The following is a 16717-nucleotide window of genomic DNA, read 5'->3' as shown; positions in this document are numbered from 1 at the left end:
TCAATAACTTTGCTGTTTTTTTTTGAATGAAAAATTTGCCATTAGTAGGTGCGTATCTCAACAACTCTTGGACGCAGGAGATAGTACTTACTTGAAGACTGTTGCCCTTGTTGACCTGTACTTGATTGTTGTTGTCCACTACCTTGGTCGTCATCATCATCTGGATTCTGTGAACCACCTGCTTGTTGGCCAGATTGTCCTTGTGATGTCGTTGTTGGTGCCTGAGGTTTGATTGGTAAGTCGATAAAAGCAGTCAACTTATACGTTGTGTCGGCATACATACCGATGGATTCTAATTTGAAAAGCTTACCACCTGTACCAATGATAATATCTGCGTCAGCAAATTCTTTAATTCTTTTATCAAAGTCTGATGCTTCGACAGCTCCGAGACGATTTGTAATAAGTTCTTTGAAGTCCTTGTCACTTTTAAATGAACTTGGTGAAGTTCCATTTTCCTCATCACCATCACGGTACTTAAAGAATTCTTCCAGAGCAACGTCAGACATTTCAGGAAATAAAACTTTAAGTTGATTGATTGTAATTTCGTTAACATTAATTACGGAAACATTATGAATTGAAATTCGATCCTTTATAAGATTTACGATCTCATCATCCCAGCCTGCAAGAGAGTAAAGCTCTTCTGCTGTTTCAAATGCAGCATGTTTGGCTTCAACACCAAGGTTTTGATAAGTTCTCTGGATATCTGCTTTTTCTGGCTCATCATAATCTTCTTTACCAGAAACAAAGTACTTTAATTCTTTAACAAGTAGTTTCGGATCAAGATTAGAGTAGTGAAGAGCGAAGTCTTCATTATTTTCGATCTCATTTCTAAATGTTGTTTCAAGCATTTCTGTAAAAGTTTTCTCCATGAATTGATGAGGTGTTATTGTCGAGCTCTGTTGGCCACTTGCCTCAGAGGAAGATTGTGAAGAGCTTCCATTCATTGGTTTGATTACTCTTAGGGTATTAGGATTAAGAAATCCTGTTATAGGCTTAAGACTAACTGAAATTGATCCTTGTATTAGTGATTCTTTTTCAAACTCTGCAATAGCATTTTTTTGAAGAGCACTTAATTCAGTCGTAACCGGAATTGGCACAACGAATGGTTGTGTGGCAATAGCTTCAATATCACTTTTAGAAATTGTCGATTGAAGGGAAGTGTTATCTTCAAGTTTGTTCCACGCTTCTCTATATACCTTTAAGACAGACAAGGCGTAATGAAGCCCTGCTTCAGCATTTAGCTTAGCTTGTACTTTATCGATTTGACCTTCAATTCTGATTTTGTTTAGTTTTGTCTCATACGTAAATTGAGCAAGTAGAACAGTTAGAATTGCAACGGCCGTCGTTACCATAATAATGGCGATACCAGACTCATTCTTAAGTAATGTCTTCTTATTTTTTAAAGTCATACTTTTCCTTTAAGTCTGCTGCTGCATCAAATTCTGGCCACATTACTCTAATTGTTCGATTAATTTGTATTTCATCTCCATTCTTTGAGACGTAATCGATATTCATACGAATAAGACGTGGAGTATTTCTTAATTTATTTAATTCTCTAAGTGATGAAACAAACTTTTCTTTTTCTGGACTATAGAATTCGAAAGAAAAGTCTCTTAAGTTTTCTATTACTGGATATTCTTTTGCTTTTTCCCAATCTAATTCAGTATTATAAATATCAACTGGAATGATTGTTCTCGTTAGGGAATATGGAGCTTCTGTATTTTTTTCTTCTTCCTCTTGCCCCTCTGTCGATGTCGTTACCACTCGGTAGCGTACCCACATTAAGTTAGATTGCTTCATATTCTTTATAAGTCTTCTGTTTGCTGAAGATAGAAAAACTAGTGAACCTTTCTCTTCATTTTGTAAAATTGGAATTGGAACATTTCCTGACGATAAGTTATCAAAATTCTTATTCTGATATATATGAGAAGTCATCACATATTTACTTGATTGTTGTTGCTGCTGTTGCTGTTGAGACGATCCTCTAAGCCTTGATCCCGATTGAGATTGTGACTGTGAGGCATTGTAGATTTTTGCAAAAGCTTTGTTATCTTCTGCTTTAGACGATTCGTAATAAAGAGGAGAGTTGATGAGTTCGATATCTCTTTCAATTCTCATCATTCCAATTTCTAACTGTAGTCTCTCGCGGTCTTCTTTAGTAACACGATCGTTCGTGTTTACACTGCTGTCGACGATTGTATAAATGGCCGTCATGAGTACTGATAAAATAGCGATAGCGATAAGAACTTCAATTAATGTGAAGCCCTTTTCATTGTTGTGAATATGATCGGTTTTAAAACTTCTCATCTTCTAGAGTCCGTTTATCTCTACTTTATATTTATCATTTGAAAGCCACGTACTTATTGTAAACGTTTCTTCTGTAGTATCATCTTTAACAGTGACACTAACTTGCCAAATAAGTTTTTCAAGGTTCTTTTTAACAACACCAAAGATTTGTTTTTGAATTGAGTTATTGCTATCGTCACCATCATCTGGTGTTTCAGAGCCCGTTATCTTTTCGAAGTCTGGTACCGTAAAATTCTTCCATTCAACGCTATAGCTAATATTTTCATTACTTTCAAATTTCCCTACTTCAGGCTTCATCGTAATACTATCTTTTAGCTCCGGTGGGTAGGCCAGAATCTCATTCATTTTTTCAATTCCATATTCACGAAGAGTTATCTCCGTTCGCATCTCCATCGAATCTGTAATATTTAGGCCTTGAGCAGTGATATATGAAGTTATAAAGACAGCGAATATTGCAAGTGCAATAAGAACCTCTATGAGGGTAAATCCAGAATTATTTTTTAATTGCTTAACCATTCGTTATAAAGTTCTTCTGCTTTTGTTGTTAGTTTTTCAATAAAGTCGTCACTAGAGAAGTTAACATCTTCCAAGGCCACGTACTCACGATTGATTACTTGACTGTATGGCTCTGTTGATAGTGCGACCATTTCATCTTCAGTTGCAAGAATAATTATAACAGAATCTTTCTCACCTGTGGGGTAAAAGTAGACATATGGTTTGCCAGTTATGTGTAATTTTTGTGTTAGTGTGCTGCCAACTGCAACAATGCGAACACCGCCCGTTGGACGGAAGTCATTAGCATCAAAGTCCGGTAGAGGCATGAAGCGACCTTTCTTATTTGCTTCTTTTTTCTCTTCATCAGTCATGTCATCGTAATTCTTTGTTGAATCCATATCAATTACAAAGTCATTACTTTGTGCCATTTCTAAAGAGAGTTTTTGGTCGATATCTTCTAAATCAAAACCAACGCGTAGAAATTTATTTGTTAAGCTCGCTTCATCACTTGAGAAGCGAATAACTCGTTCAACATTTTCAATCGTATCATCTAGGTTGCGGCGTGAGGAAAAGGTTGATCCTGCAACCATGTAAAGAAGTAGGGAAGCTAAGGCCATGGATACCAGAATTTCAATTAATGTAAAACCTGATTGTCCATGTGCCTTATGCATAGTTTCCCTAATTTATTTTAGATTACTTATTGTCTCTTAAGTAGATATCGGCAGCGAAACCTTCTCCGCCTTCTTCGTTATCATTACCATAAGACATGATGTTGTAAGTCTTTCCATCTGAAGTATAAACATACTCCATATCCCATGGATCTAATGGGATTTCATCCGCATCGATAAATCCATTTGGTGGATAATTCTTACACTCGCGTCCGCCAGACGGTTTGTTGATAAGTGCGTCTAATCCCATCTCTGTTGTAGGGTAGAAGTTACACTTTCTTCTAAAGTCTTTCAGTAGTGACTCTAGTGATTTCATTTGAATGTTAGCAGATTTTACACGACCTTCTTCTAGTGAGTCGAAAACTTTACCTGCAATAAATGTCCCCATAAGTGAAATTAGAGTAAGGGCAATTAGGATTTCAATTAATGTCATCCCGGCCTGACTCTTCATTACTTGGCGTTTAAAAAAATTGTACTTCATTTAAAATCTCCTTAAATGTCTTCTTTTCTATATCCTCTAAAAAGCTTAATTGATTGAGTTTAGCTCCATCATTGGAACGACAACTGACATTACAATGAAAGCAACAGCTCCACCCATGCCGACCATCATAATAGGTTCGAGTACAGATGTTAACCCACTTAATTTAGATTCTACCTGATCCTCGTAGTTTTCCGCAATGATGTTAAGCATTGGTTCGAGTTCACCTGATTTTTCACCTAAGCTTATCATATGTGTAACCATGATAGGGAAGTATCCTGATTGTGCAAGGGGCGCTGCCATGGAAGAACCTTCCGATATATTAATACGAGCGCTTTCAATTGCATCTTGCATATGGACATTACCAATTAGGTTTTTAACAATCTTCATTGAAGCAAGAATTGGTACACCTGAATTTAAAAGTGTTGCAAGAGTTGAAGCAAAGCGTGAAACGTTCACCATTGTAATAAGTGAACCAAATACTGGAAGCTTTAGAGTCACGTAGTCCCATTTTGCGCGGCCATTCTTTGTATTAATATAGCGATTAAATAGCCAATAAAGACCAAAGGCGCCAATTATTACGGCCCACCAATATTGTTGTAAAAACCCTGATAGCCAAATTGAAATTTTTGTCGGCAGAGGTAACTCTTTTTTCATCGAAACAAAAATCTTTGTAATCTTAGGAATAACTAAAACTAGAATTACACCCATAACAAGGGCTCCAACTAGTAACATGATGATTGGATACATCATGGCACCTTTAACTTTATTTTTTAATTTAACTTGCGCTTCTGTAAATTCTGCAAGACGAAGTAGAACAATATCTAATGTACCTGACTGTTCACCGGCTTCAACCATGTTGACATAAATATGGTCAAAGATTTTTGGATAGTCTGAGAATGCAGAGGCAAGGGAGCTACCTTCATTTACTTTTTGACGAATCTCAGAGAGAACAACTTTTAATTTTGGGTTCTCACACTGTTCAATAAGTGCATTGAAGGCTTCAACAATTTGAATCTTTGCTTTAACAAGAGTGGCCAATTGTCTTGTCATAAGTGAGAGGTCGTTGATTGAAACGGTACTTCCGAAATTTAGCTCAAAAGAAGACTTACTAGAAGACTTATGTTCTTTTATCGCAGTAAGCATAATACCCTTAGCACGAATTTTGGCCTTGGCCGCCTGTTCGTTTTCAGCTGTGATATTACCTTTCTTTTCAGTTCCGGTACGATCGATACCTTTGTAATCAAATATGGCCATGTCTTCTTACTCTTTTTACTTTTTCTTTATTGTTCCTGACTCTCGTCTTCGCCTTCAATATTGATTGCACGGTTCATTTCTGCAATTGAAGTGATTCCCATTATAACTTTCTCAATGGCATCATCTCTAAGAGTTTTCATCCCGTATTTCTGTGCAACTTTTTTAATCTGCCCTGATGGAGCAGAGTTAATAATAAGTGAGCGAATTTCATCATTAATCATTAAAAGTTCTGCGACAACAGTCATACCTGAGTAGCCTTTATTGTCACAACTTGGACAACCTACGGACTCATACACAGTTGCACCTTCAGGTATTTTATCTATTCCTAGTACTTCTAGATCAAAGTCAGTAATATCTTTTGGCTTCTTACACTCCTTACATAGTGTTCGAATAAGTCTTTGCGCAAGAGCACCAGAAAGAGAAGAGGCAATCATGAATGGTTGCACTCCCATATCAATCAGACGGTTTGGTACTGACGATGCATCGTTAGTGTGAATCGTTGATAGTACAAAGTGACCAGTAATTGAAGCTTGTATCGCCATCTCTGCAGTTTCGTAATCCCTTGTTTCCCCAACCATGATAACATCAGGGTTTTGACGAAGAATGGCACGAAGTGCTTTAGCAAATGAAAGTTCAATCTTATGGTTTACCTGGATTTGAGAAATACCAGGTACTTCGTATTCCACCGGATCTTCAACTGTAATAATCATTCGATCTGGTGTATTGATTCGACTTAGCATCGCAAATAGAGTTGTCGATTTACCGTGACCAGTTGGACCTGATACATAAACAATTCCATCTTTTCTTTGCGATAGGGCATCGAGATCATCAAGAACCTTACCGTGGAAACCAAGGTGGTCTAGTTGAAGGATATTATTGTCTTTTTCAAGAATCCTCATAACGATACGCTCACCATTTTGAACTGGTACCGTTGAAAGACGGATATCGATATCTTTACCGGCCATCTTAATTGGAATACGGCCATCTTGAGGAAGACGTTTTTCTGCAATATCAAGTTTTGCCATAACTTTAATACGTGAAGCTACAGCAGAGTGTGTTTTAAGCGGTTGTCTTAAGACTTCCGTCATAACTCGATTGATACGAAAACGATAAATTGATTCTTTTTCATACGGCTCAATATGAATATCTGTTGCACGCTCTTTTACTGCTCTAAAAATAATCGAGTTAACAAAACGAATAACAGGGGCTTCATCCGCACCAGCATCTAGGATATCAATCGGACCGTCAAGATCTAGTGATTCATCAAATTCGTCTTCAAGAGACTGAACCATATTCTTATTTGCTTTTTCATACACGCGATTAATTGCGTCATTAACTTTTAATGGTTGGGCAACTGAGATATGGATATCTTTTTTAAAAATTTCTCTTAGGTCATTGATGGCATCAAAATTAAATGGATCCGTAATAATTACTGAAACAAAGCGGGGAGTTTCCATTACTGGGATAAGCTCCTGCGTCTTTGCATAATTAATTGGAATATTCGTAATTAATTCAGGATCAATTGTATCCACATCAATTTCAGACTCGTATGGTATTTCAATTTGGTGACAAATTACTTTTGTAATATCGTGAGGGTGAATATAGTTCTTTTTAAGTAAAATTTCACCAATAAGCATTCCTGATTCTTGTTGAATCTCTAGTGCTTCATCTAACTGCTCACGTGTAAGAGAGGTGTGCTTAATTAAAAGCTCACCAATCTTTTCTTTACCGTGTTCAAATGTTTCTAGCATTTGGTTTCTCATTTACATCAAGCCTTTTTAAATTACTTCTTAATCACAACTTCTTTATCTGAAGACTTTACTTTTATAGCAGGGGCCTTCTTAGGAGCTGATTTCTTCGCATTTACTTTTTGAACGACATCATTGTAGCCAGGCTCAATAACAGAGTCATTCATCACGCTATCTTGGTTTTGTTGCTTGTAGTACTTGTTACGTTGCTCATCATAAAGAGGACCTTGCTCTTGTTTTTGGGCCTTGTTGTAAAGACCTTTAGCAGTCGACTTAAATGGATCTTTTTCACCGTGGAACTCTTTTAGGTGAGAAGCACGACGATTTAAGCTTTCTTTAACTGTACTCGCAATATCTTCTTGATAGTTATCAAGAATTTTTGGCGTTAAGAACATTAGCATATTTAGTTTCTCAGTTTGTGTCGTCGTATTCTTAAATAGCCAACCAAGAACTGGAATATCACCAAGTAGAGGAACTTTACTTACTGAATCAGTTGTCTTGTCTCTCATCATACCACCCATTGCAATTGTGTCGCGATCACGAACAGTTACAGTTGTTACAGCACTTCTTACGACTGTACCAACACCAACTGATGCTACACCAGAAGGAAGGGCCCTACTTGAGAAATCTTCAAAGTTTTGGTCAATTTTTAGTTTGATATATCTTGTTACCTTGTTAATTTGAGGAGTTATCTTCATCTTTAAAGTAACATTTTGTGTGTCTAGTGAAGTCGTTGTTGAACCATTAGATGCCTGGCTCTCTTTAGGTACAGGAATCTTTTCACCAACTTCAAAAATACCTTCAGTATTATCTAGAACTAATAATTGAGGAGTAGAGAGTACGTTTGTGTCTCCGTTACTTGCAATTGCAGAAATAAGTGCGTTTACTGAATCAATTTTCACTGTTTGACCATTGATCTCTGTTTCAATTTCATTTCCTAGACCAACACCGGCAAATAGACCACCAATTGATGTCCAGGTTCCAGAAATAAGTTGTGTCAGAACAGAACCTGAAGTTCCGTGAATTGAACCAGCACGGTCTGCAGCACCTGATCCGTATGCACCAACGATAGAGACACCAAGATCACGTGATTTTGAGATATTTGTTTCCATCACTAGACCTTCGATAAATACTTGGTCTTTTGGTTGATCTAGTTTCTTAATAACTTTTTCAAGTGTAAGCCAGTCAGTAGGAGAGGCAGTTACAACAAGAGCATTATTAGACTTGTCTGCAGTAATTCTAACTTCTGCATTAAATAATTCGTTATTATCTTCAGTTGCTGTTCTAGAAAAACGAGAAGTTCTTCTTGAGCTTGAAGAATTCGATTTTGATCCACTTACTAGCTCAGATAGTGTCTTAGACATATCTTCAGCATCTCCGTGGTAGAGGTAGTAAACATGAATTTGTTCGTTATTAGAAGCAACTAATTCAACATCTAGCTTATTGATTAGTTCCTTAAGTCTCTTTGCTCCACTTGAGTTTGCCATGGCAATAATCGAGTTTGTACGTGGCTCTGCCGTTAATTTTGAGATGATCTGTCCACCACCATCAGAGCTTCTTCTTGAGGCAGTTTTCTTAGAAGTATCATCTTTTAGAATCTTATCAAGTAGCTTTGCAATTTCTGATGCCGAAGTATTCTTAACAGGGATGATCTGTAGTGTTTCTTCGTGGCCAGGAACATCGATGAATTTAATTAAACTCATTAAACGATTAATATTAGAACCAGTATCTTGAATAATAATAGTATTTGTTTGTTTGATTTCAATGATTCGTCCGTAACGAGACATAAATGGTCTAAACGAGCGTGAAACTTCTGTCGAATCAATATTTTTAAGGGCAATAATCTTCATTAGGTAGTTTTCTGTTTCTGGAACATAGTTACCTGTGTAGATTTTAGTAGGGATGTAGCGAATATCTCTAGCTTGTACAATTTTGTAGAATGCACCAGATTTAACCATCGTTAGGCCATTCATATTCAGTGCTGCTAAATATGCTTTCCATGCATCACCAACAGTAATAGGTGTTGGTGCAGAAATAGAAATCTTTCCTTTTAGGTCTTTGTCGATAATCAGATTTAAACCTGTAAGTTTTTGCATGTGCTTAGTTAGGTCTTGAAGAGAAGTGTCTTCGAAGTCAAAACTTGTAACAATCTCTGGACCAAAAGCAGTCTCTGGATTTAAGTTAACGTAAGCATCATCAGTTTTCTTAGGCTGAGTTGCAGTTCTTCCAAATGCATCACTTCCTGACTCTGCATTGCTGCTATCGAGTAGGCTAGCTGCCGAAGGATTCGCATCGCGATTAACCTTGGTTTTTGATTTGAATTGTCTAAACTGTGCTTGAGCAGGGTCTGCTGCAAGACAAAGTAAAGATAGCGCTGAGAGATTTAAAAATAGTTTCTTCATCCATGATCCCTATAATTATTCGACAAAATTGTAGTTGTAGCTTTGTTGAACTCCGTTTCTCTTAATACCGAGTTCGTAATAGTCCGTAGACTTAATTTTTCCAAACATTCCCATAATTTGATTCATATTTTCGATTTTTGCACCGTTGATTTCACAAATTATGTCATCGTTTTGAACATTTAGATATGAATAGATTGATCCTGGCTTCACTTCTGTCATTTTAAAGCATAGGGATCCGTCTGGATTCTTAATTGTAATGGCCTTGGCCTGCGTTAGAACATCTCCAATATTACTTAAAAGAGAGTCACGTAGTTCCTTCTTTATTTTGAAGTTATTTCCTTCAACTTTAATATCCTTGTTAAATTCAGGCATTACGTCTTTGGCGCTACTTGGTGGAAGAATTTTAGTGTTGGCCTTGCGAGCAAAGCGCTTGGCCTTCTCGTCAACGTTTGCAATGAATTCACATTCACCAGTTCTTAAGTTTTTAAAGATAACTTTTTGACGTGTGATACTTCCAATCTCTGCTATATTATTGATCTTTCCACCAACACGAACATTTTCTACCTTTCCACGGTTAGAAACACTTGCAACAGACTTGGCACTGTTTTGAAGAACAATTGTATTTAAGAGTTTGAAACCAAGTCTTGATTCTTGATCAGCAGCAAGGCAGATCTTTACAACATTCTTCGGACGTTTAACTTTTGTTTCAGTTTTTTCGTTTTCATCTTCTTGAATATTGAATGGGTTATAGTTTCTAATATTAGCAATTGATGCATTGTGATCGTAAGTATTAGGGCGACTAAAATCTGTTTGAAATTTTGCGCCACCGTCTTTGCCATTTAAGAAAAGGGCCGCAAATTTACCAATTTGATATAAGAAGGCACAAGTTAAAAGAATTAAAAAATAATGATGAATCTTAGGGCGCGATTCATTACTTAATAGGTTAGGAAGAAAGTATTGTGCGCCAGTCGGTTGACCTTTTGTTCTTTTTCCAAGACCACTTCCAACTCTTGATAAGTCAAAGTCTTCTGTCTTTGATTTGATTTTATCAAGCATGCGTTGCATGACATTGTATTTATTTTCTGATCCTTCAGTTTCGTCTTCTTCGTCACTATCTTCAGAGTCAGCTTCTTCATCAGCTTCGTTAGTTGATTTGTTAGTTAACTTACTTTTTAGCTTAGAAAGAAAACCGGCATCTTCTTCGGAGTGAGCTTCTAGATCGTCAATATAAACTTCTAGAGTGGGGTCTTCTAAGACCTGGTCTGCGTCTGGGGTTGGTGCGGGAGGTAGGGGAATGTCGACGTCTTCTTCGTAGACTTCGCCGTTGTCCTCTTCTTCGTACTCTTCCTCGTACTCATACTCTTCACCGTCATGAAGATTTTCTTCATGCTCAATAAATTCCCCATCATCCTGATCTTTGGATAATTTTGATTTAATTTTAGAAAAGAATCCTTTCTTTTTCGTCATTAAGTTTCTTCTTGAAAGTTTTTATATTTTAATACCTTATAGTATTTTAAGGTTGTTTACCCAAAGCATCAACCATTGATATATTCGGTAAGAATTTTCTTGCTTTTTGACCGAGTTAAAATGTCGGTTAAACTTAAGTAAGTGTTTGCTTTGATTATTTGACGAATGTCGTGCTAAAATGTCAGGGAATTCCTGTCAATCAATTTTCTACCCACATAGATGGATTTTAAAAAAGGACTTAATGATGAGTGAAGAAAAGCAAATGATGGACTCCATTGTTGGAGATCTATTCTTTGGTGAAGTTAAAGAAGACAATGTATTTCCATACCCAGGTTTTACTGATGAGCAGCAAGACTTTGGTCGTGAGATGGTAAACGCTGTAAACAAGTTCTGTGAGGGGACTTTAGACGGTGAGAAGATGGATCATGAGGGTGTGATCCCACCAGAAGTAATGCAAGGTTTAGCTGAGCTTGGGCTTTTTGGGATGGGTGTTCATGAAGATCTTGGTGGTCTTGGTCTTGACTACACTCTTTATAGTCGCGTTTTCGCTGAAGTTGCTTCTTTTGATGGCGCAGTTGCAACGATGATCGGTGCTCACCAATCTATTGGTTACCGTGCACTTTTAAACGAGGGGACTGAGGAGCAGAAAGCAAAGTGGCTTCCACAACTCGCTTCAGGTGAAAAGTTAGCAGCATTTTGTTTAACTGAGCCAGGATCAGGTTCTGACGCTTATTCAATTAAGACAAAGGCCGTTGATAACGGTGACGGCACTTATACAATTACAGGGCAAAAGCTTTGGATTACTAACGCAGGTACTGCGGAGTTCTATTCTGTGTTTTGTAAGACAGATCATGAGGTAGACGGTGAAATTAAAGAAAAAATTTCTTGTTTCGTCGTTGAAAAAGGAATGGAAGGTCTTTCATTTGGCGAAAAAGAAAACAAAATGGGGATCCGTGCATCTGAAACACGTGCAGTATACTTCGATAAAGTAATCGTTCCAAAAGAAAATATTCTAGGTGAGCTTGGAAAAGGTTTCAAAATCGCCATGAACGTTCTTAACTCTGGACGTCTTTCTCTTGGTGCTGGATGTGTAGGTGGAATGAAGACAATCCTAAAGCTTGCTACTGAGCATGCTAAAGGTCGTAAGCAATTTGGTGCACCAATTGCTGAGTTTGGTCTTATCCAAGATAAACTTGCTCTTATGGCAGCAAGAATTTATGCAACAGAGTCAATCGTATACATGACAACTGGTAATATGTGTAAAGGTCTTAACGACTACTACCTTGAGACTGCTGTATGTAAGATCTATGGTTCTGAATCTCTTTGGGAAGTTGTTGACCAAGGAATGCAGATTGCTGCTGGTAACGGTTATATGAAAGAGTATCCATATGAAAGAATTATGAGAGACTCTCGTATTAATATGATCTTTGAAGGAACAAACGAAATTTTAAGAATCTTCCTTGCTCTTTCTGGTATTAGAAATCCATCTGAAAGTATGAAAGCTCTTGGAAAAGCAGCTGATGTATCAAAAGCTCTTCAAGATCCAATTAAGTCTGTAGGTGTTTTAACTAACTTTGCTAAAGGTCGTCTATCAAAGATGATTGGTCAGCGACTAATTACTAAGCATCACGCAAAACTTGATAAAGAAGCAGGGAAGTTTAACTCTCTTCTTGGTCAATTCGCGATTCAAGTTGAAAACACTCTTATGAAGTATGGTAAGAATATTATCGGTAACGAGCTTCCACAAAAGAGAATTGCTGAAATGGCAATGAATCTTTATGTAATGCTTGCTGTAATTTCTCGTACAACTTCAATTCTTAATAGTGATAAGATCGAACAAGATAAGAAAGACTATGCTCTTAACCTTGCTCGTGTTGCACTAAAAGATGCAAGAGCAGTAGTTGTGACAAATCTTAAGGCAATGACTTCACACGATGACAAAGTTGTTAAAGAAACTTCTGATCAAGTTTGTGCAAATGATGGATACGGCCTAGATATCATTAATTTCTAATTATTTCTCATTACAATTAAAAAATAATCTCTTAGGCCCTAGTAAAAAATGCTAGGGCCTATTAGAATATTCATATGAAATATTCTTTACTCCTACTTTCTTCGGCCCTAATTGCTACTTCATGTTCAAGTAAGGTCTTTAAAAAGAAAGAAAAAAAATCGAAAGCAAAACAAGTCAAGGTTAACTATGGGCCAACAAAGGCAAGTTCGAAATTTGTCGATGTAACTCAAAAGCTTGGTCTTGATGGTATTAAGGCATCACGTGTTTATGTTTACGATATAAATGGTGATGGAAGAGAAGATCTTGTCTTTTTAAATGGGAATTATTCTGTTCCTCAATTTTATCTTGCGACAGACGATGGATTTGTAAAAGCTAAGAATATTTACTTTGAAGATGATGTTCAGGTTACATTCATGCAATTTGTAGACCTCGATAAGGACGGCATTGTAGATGTAATTACGGGAATTCATAATCAAAAGTCAGCACTGACGAAAAAGCCACTTGTTTCTTACAAAGGTAGTCCATCGCGAAATAATGGAATTGTTTTTAGAAAATTTAGTGAAACTAGTTTTGATTTTATAGCGCCAATCTCTAACGTAAATATCTTTGATTATGACAATGATGGTTTTTTAGACTTCTTTGTTGCCAATTGGTTTGATCGCAACGAAGAGGGTAAAACAATCGAAAACAGACTTTTTACTTATAAGAATGGAAAAATTTCTGAAATCTCGGGAGCACTAACGAGTGAATTAGAAGAAAGAGGCAATACTTATATTAATGTGGCCCCTACATTTTCTTCAAGTATTTGCGATATAAATAATGATGGTTTCGCAGACATTTTAACAAGTAATTCTGCAGGCCATCCAAATAAGTTGTGGCTTTCCACAAAGCGTGGAAAGAGTATCGTCTATACTGATGCAGGAGTGAGCTCCGGATATAGTATGGATGCTATCACAAGTGGTGGCCGCTTTAATGGCGGAAATTCAACTTTTGCAATTTGTGGCGATTATAATAATGATGGCTATTATGATATTGCCATGGGAGAAATCTCGCACTCTCTGGACTTAGAGTCTCGTGATCGCTCAAGTATTTTAACTAATAAAGGGCTTAAAAGTATTTCATTTATTCGTACAGAGTATACAAATGATGAGGCGAAGGCGAATTGGAACCAAGGTGATATGAGAGGACTTTGGACTGATCTGAATAATGATGGCCTTATTGATCTACTCGTTGATAATTCAGGGTTTCCTCCTCACTCAAGGCTTGTGTCTTTTGTGCAAGAAAGAGATCATGAGTTAGTTAACCGAGGCCCGGATCTTGGTATTGATATTGTTAACCCTAGCTCAACAGTAGTGTTTGATTTTAATGATGATGGACGAATGGATATCTTAACGATTCAGACAAATACTCGTGATTTTAGAATTCAGCCTAGAGTATATCTTTTTGAAAATCGACTACCACAGAAGAATTATATAAAGCTAAAATTAGTAGGAAAGAATTCAAATAGAGAAGCTTATGGAGCTAAAATAATAGCTGATACGAATAAAGGTAATACATATACTCGTCAGCATTATCCATCATTTGGCCAATTCCAACCTCAGAGTACATCTTATATACATATTGGCCTTGGTGACGAGAAGGTAAGTGAAGTTGTTGTTGAATGGCCTTATCTGTTAAAAAATGGGAAGAAACTTAGAAAAACTTATCCTGTCTTGATGAACTCCACGACAGTTATAAAAGAGTAGGTGCTTTCGCACCTACCACTACATATTCTTTTTGATAATTGTAATCATCTCTTTCACTTGAGCTTCGCTTGCTTTGCCATTGATCTTGTAAACTAAGCTACCTTTTTTATCAAAGACAAGGATATTCGAATCGTCATCTTTTACGATTCCTTTCCATTTTTTTACGATTACTTTTTCAAGATCTTTTACGTAAATTGTATCTGGGTATTTCTTTTGCTTATCTTCTAAAGCACCTTCTAGGATTGAGTTTGGAAGCCAAGTTGCATCCATATTAATTACTGCAACTGAGGCATATTTAGTGCGGTCAAACTTTTCACGAGCTAGTGCTTCTGAAGCATGGTTATTTAAATCTTTTTCATCAGGATCAACATAAAAGAGTACGTGAACTTTGTCTTTTAATTCAGTTGACGACCACGCTTTACCATTTAAACGGCCACCATTTTCACCCGAAATTTCAACTGTAGCTGGTTTCATTGCCAGTGTTGATGCACAAATAAGCGCCATCATAAAAAACTTCTTCATTCACTTCTCCTATTCGATAAAAGTTTTATTAAATATTTGCTTTAAGTTTAGACTAAACTTTGAGTCTTTTAGAACTGTCTTTTTTAACACTTTTGCACGAAGTTGGTCATTATATTCAACCAATTCTTGCATGAGCTCATCAAATTGATTCAATTCAATCACATTTGGAACTCTCGTTTGAAAGAAGTCCTTTAGCTGTTTAATGCGATTCTTTTCAATATCGAGAAAATTCGTCAGTTTATGTTCTTCACTACCAGAAGATTGCTTTTTAGGAATTGGTGCAAATTCATCACCTAAGACTTTTTTAATATGTTGGTCAATTTTCTTTAAGTCGTTGTTATCGTTATCTGACATTTTCGTCTTCCAAGATTGAAATTAATTTCTCAAGTTTTGCACCTTCTTTTGCAAGTGCTTTTATTATCCTTTGGGATGCAATTGTACGTCCAAACTCATCAAGACATAACTGTACATCTTCATTTCTTATATTTGAAGCTGAGATATCAATGAAGTCTAAGACTTTTTGTTCTTTATTAGTTGGCCTTGCCGCTTCAAATTGATAGTACTTTGGTAGATCTTCAAGAGATTTAAAGATTGGAAAGCGCGTCCAAATATCTTCAACATCCGTTATCACATAGAAAGGATAAGGGAATTTTGGTGAAAGATTTTGCTCCTCTAAAACATTTGATAAAAGCCCAAGAAGCTTTATTAGTCGATCCCTCTGTAATTTCGATGCATCGAGATAGAGAGGCTGATGACCAACTCGGTACGTTTTAAGTGCCGTCTTAATTTCTTCCTTATCAATTGCCTTGAGTTTGAATTCTTCTAGAATAGGTGTTTTCATAGATTCATTATAACAGGAGCTCCTTACTAATATAAAGCTGGAATCTCATCTAAATCTCATTTATCATAGTTTTATGGAATTAGATTATGTAGAGCTTCCCGATAGATTTTGTCAGTTACTAATAAGTGATGTTTCAAGTTCAAGTAACACATCTGTCGATTTGCAAAGATTTATTTTTGAATCTCCTGCTATGGGTAGGATTCTTTATCGTATTTTAAATGGCGGTGAAGAAACAGATTTAACTTCTCTTGTGAAGAAGTATGGCTGGCACGGTATTCGTGATCGTCTCTTGGCCTACTATATGAACTTTCTCTATAATAGTAATCATCCGCATGCTGTCGTTATTGAAGAGATCGAAGATATTAAAAAAATAGAATCTCGTTTTCGTGACAAAACAGTAAGTGGGTATTCGCGCCTAATTTCACTTGGAATGTATTTAAAAGTATCTTGTTATGAGTCTGATATTGAAAAGATTGAAGATCATCCATACTTTCCGGATAGAAGAATTGATCAGCTTTTATCTCTTTCAAAAAATCGTAATATCCGCATTGATATCCTTATCCTTATGCTTGTTCACTTTCTAAAATATTTAGGAGAGGAGAAGCTCTTTGGATTAATTAGAGCGAAACAAAGCTTTGATACAATAGAGTCGATGCTTGCTACTGATCAAAAGTATCAATTACAAAAAAATATAATTAATTACGCCTTAAGTATTGGAGATACTGATTTAATTGCATCTAAGACTGTGTAAGTCAGTTTTGTTCAGTATGAAGAAG

At 36.5% G+C, this 16717-nt stretch carries 15 protein-coding genes; 3 read left to right on the top strand and 12 right to left on the bottom strand.

The genetic code is table 11. The features are described from left to right. Positions 1–41: 41 nt before the first annotated feature. Genes ACMAYL_RS04020 through ACMAYL_RS03980 form a run of 9 tightly spaced genes read right to left on the bottom strand, consistent with a single transcriptional unit; the run spans position 42 to position 10822 of the window. The gene (locus ACMAYL_RS04020) at positions 42–1409 is read right to left on the bottom strand and encodes a hypothetical protein (protein ID WP_103216810.1); all 1368 of its coding nucleotides are present in this window, start codon (positions 1407–1409) and stop codon (positions 42–44) included. Further along, positions 1393–2307 (bottom strand): type II secretion system protein J, encoded by a 915-nt coding sequence (locus ACMAYL_RS04015; RefSeq protein ID WP_412470769.1) that lies wholly within the window; start codon positions 2305–2307, stop codon positions 1393–1395. Before ACMAYL_RS04015 ends, ACMAYL_RS04020 begins: the two co-directional genes overlap by 17 nt. A 3-nt stretch (positions 2308–2310) precedes the next feature. Continuing rightward, positions 2311–2823 carry a prepilin-type N-terminal cleavage/methylation domain-containing protein gene (locus tag ACMAYL_RS04010; RefSeq protein WP_392991437.1) on the bottom strand — a complete coding sequence of 171 codons (513 nt, stop codon included), beginning with the start codon at positions 2821–2823 and terminating at the stop codon, positions 2311–2313. Next, positions 2808–3473, bottom strand: coding sequence for a prepilin-type N-terminal cleavage/methylation domain-containing protein (locus tag ACMAYL_RS04005; RefSeq protein ID WP_392991439.1), 666 nt, complete (start codon positions 3471–3473; stop codon positions 2808–2810). Before ACMAYL_RS04005 ends, ACMAYL_RS04010 begins: the two co-directional genes overlap by 16 nt. Before the next feature lie 22 nt (positions 3474–3495). Beyond that, complete coding sequence (gspG, locus tag ACMAYL_RS04000) at positions 3496–3951, bottom strand: type II secretion system major pseudopilin GspG (RefSeq protein WP_412462782.1); 456 nt, start codon at positions 3949–3951, stop codon at positions 3496–3498. 45 nt (positions 3952–3996) lie between these two features. Further along, positions 3997–5205, bottom strand: coding sequence for a type II secretion system inner membrane protein GspF (gene gspF, locus ACMAYL_RS03995; protein ID WP_412462781.1), 1209 nt, complete (start codon positions 5203–5205; stop codon positions 3997–3999). A 26-nt stretch (positions 5206–5231) separates the two neighbouring features. Then, on the bottom strand, positions 5232–6968 hold the full coding sequence (locus ACMAYL_RS03990; protein WP_103216816.1) for a GspE/PulE family protein: 1737 nt from the start codon (positions 6966–6968) through the stop codon (positions 5232–5234). A gap of 20 nt (positions 6969–6988) precedes the next feature. Next, positions 6989–9355, bottom strand: a complete 2367-nt coding sequence (gene gspD / locus ACMAYL_RS03985) for a type II secretion system secretin GspD (protein ID WP_103216817.1) — start codon at positions 9353–9355, stop codon at positions 6989–6991. 15 nt (positions 9356–9370) lie between these two features. Further along, complete coding sequence (locus ACMAYL_RS03980) at positions 9371–10822, bottom strand: hypothetical protein (RefSeq protein ID WP_412470768.1); 1452 nt, start codon at positions 10820–10822, stop codon at positions 9371–9373. A gap of 244 nt (positions 10823–11066) precedes the next feature. Here ACMAYL_RS03980 and ACMAYL_RS03975 point away from each other — a divergent pair, with 244 nt between their 5' ends. Together ACMAYL_RS03975 and ACMAYL_RS03970 are read left to right on the top strand one after the other, a co-directional pair. Next, a complete protein-coding gene (locus ACMAYL_RS03975; RefSeq protein ID WP_158246782.1) occupies positions 11067–12833 on the top strand; it encodes an acyl-CoA dehydrogenase family protein in 1767 nt (588 codons plus the stop codon). 74 nt (positions 12834–12907) lie between these two features. Beyond that, a complete protein-coding gene (locus ACMAYL_RS03970) occupies positions 12908–14578 on the top strand; it encodes a CRTAC1 family protein (protein WP_412470767.1) in 1671 nt (556 codons plus the stop codon). 18 nt (positions 14579–14596) lie between these two features. Here the strand turns inward: ACMAYL_RS03970 and ACMAYL_RS03965 are convergent, their stop codons facing one another. The 3 genes from ACMAYL_RS03965 to ACMAYL_RS03955 are packed head-to-tail and all read right to left on the bottom strand — an operon-like array spanning position 14597 to position 15941. After that, a complete protein-coding gene (locus tag ACMAYL_RS03965; RefSeq protein WP_103216822.1) occupies positions 14597–15100 on the bottom strand; it encodes a YtfJ family protein in 504 nt (167 codons plus the stop codon). A 9-nt stretch (positions 15101–15109) separates the two neighbouring features. Beyond that, positions 15110–15454 carry a hypothetical protein gene (locus tag ACMAYL_RS03960; protein ID WP_103216823.1) on the bottom strand — a complete coding sequence of 115 codons (345 nt, stop codon included), beginning with the start codon at positions 15452–15454 and terminating at the stop codon, positions 15110–15112. Beyond that, the gene (locus ACMAYL_RS03955) at positions 15444–15941 is read right to left on the bottom strand and encodes a hypothetical protein (protein ID WP_103216824.1); all 498 of its coding nucleotides are present in this window, start codon (positions 15939–15941) and stop codon (positions 15444–15446) included. Before ACMAYL_RS03955 ends, ACMAYL_RS03960 begins: the two co-directional genes overlap by 11 nt. A gap of 73 nt (positions 15942–16014) precedes the next feature. On the opposite strand from ACMAYL_RS03955, the gene ACMAYL_RS03950 reads away from it, so the two are divergent. Then, entirely contained in the window at positions 16015–16692 is a 678-nt protein-coding gene (locus ACMAYL_RS03950) for a hypothetical protein (protein ID WP_103216825.1), read from the top strand. Positions 16693–16717 lie beyond the last annotated feature (25 nt).

This window comes from Halobacteriovorax sp. RT-2-4, assembly GCF_047085445.1.
In the GTDB taxonomy this organism is placed as follows: Bacteria; Bdellovibrionota; Bacteriovoracia; order Bacteriovoracales; family Bacteriovoracaceae; genus Halobacteriovorax_A.
This window is presented reverse-complemented; position numbering and strand designations above follow the sequence as displayed.

What these genes read in the sequence shown, in the direction of transcription:
- ACMAYL_RS03990 (WP_103216816.1), bottom strand. Translation starts at nt 6,968, where the DNA reads ATGAGAAACCAAATGCTAGAAACATTTGAACACGGTAAAGAAAAGATT.
- ACMAYL_RS04020 (WP_103216810.1), bottom strand. Translation starts at nt 1,409, where the DNA reads ATGACTTTAAAAAATAAGAAGACATTACTTAAGAATGAGTCTGGTATC.
- ACMAYL_RS03965 (WP_103216822.1), bottom strand. Translation starts at nt 15,100, where the DNA reads ATGAAGAAGTTTTTTATGATGGCGCTTATTTGTGCATCAACACTGGCA.
- ACMAYL_RS04010 (WP_392991437.1), bottom strand. Translation starts at nt 2,823, where the DNA reads ATGGTTAAGCAATTAAAAAATAATTCTGGATTTACCCTCATAGAGGTT.
- ACMAYL_RS04015 (WP_412470769.1), bottom strand. Translation starts at nt 2,307, where the DNA reads ATGAGAAGTTTTAAAACCGATCATATTCACAACAATGAAAAGGGCTTC.
- gspG (WP_412462782.1), bottom strand. Translation starts at nt 3,951, where the DNA reads ATGAAGTACAATTTTTTTAAACGCCAAGTAATGAAGAGTCAGGCCGGG.
- gspD (WP_103216817.1), bottom strand. Translation starts at nt 9,355, where the DNA reads ATGAAGAAACTATTTTTAAATCTCTCAGCGCTATCTTTACTTTGTCTT.
- ACMAYL_RS03950 (WP_103216825.1), top strand. Translation starts at nt 16,015, where the DNA reads ATGGAATTAGATTATGTAGAGCTTCCCGATAGATTTTGTCAGTTACTA.
- ACMAYL_RS03975 (WP_158246782.1), top strand. Translation starts at nt 11,067, where the DNA reads ATGAGTGAAGAAAAGCAAATGATGGACTCCATTGTTGGAGATCTATTC.
- ACMAYL_RS03960 (WP_103216823.1), bottom strand. Translation starts at nt 15,454, where the DNA reads ATGTCAGATAACGATAACAACGACTTAAAGAAAATTGACCAACATATT.
- ACMAYL_RS04005 (WP_392991439.1), bottom strand. Translation starts at nt 3,473, where the DNA reads ATGCATAAGGCACATGGACAATCAGGTTTTACATTAATTGAAATTCTG.
- gspF (WP_412462781.1), bottom strand. Translation starts at nt 5,205, where the DNA reads ATGGCCATATTTGATTACAAAGGTATCGATCGTACCGGAACTGAAAAG.
- ACMAYL_RS03955 (WP_103216824.1), bottom strand. Translation starts at nt 15,941, where the DNA reads ATGAAAACACCTATTCTAGAAGAATTCAAACTCAAGGCAATTGATAAG.
- ACMAYL_RS03970 (WP_412470767.1), top strand. Translation starts at nt 12,908, where the DNA reads ATGAAATATTCTTTACTCCTACTTTCTTCGGCCCTAATTGCTACTTCA.
- ACMAYL_RS03980 (WP_412470768.1), bottom strand. Translation starts at nt 10,822, where the DNA reads ATGACGAAAAAGAAAGGATTCTTTTCTAAAATTAAATCAAAATTATCC.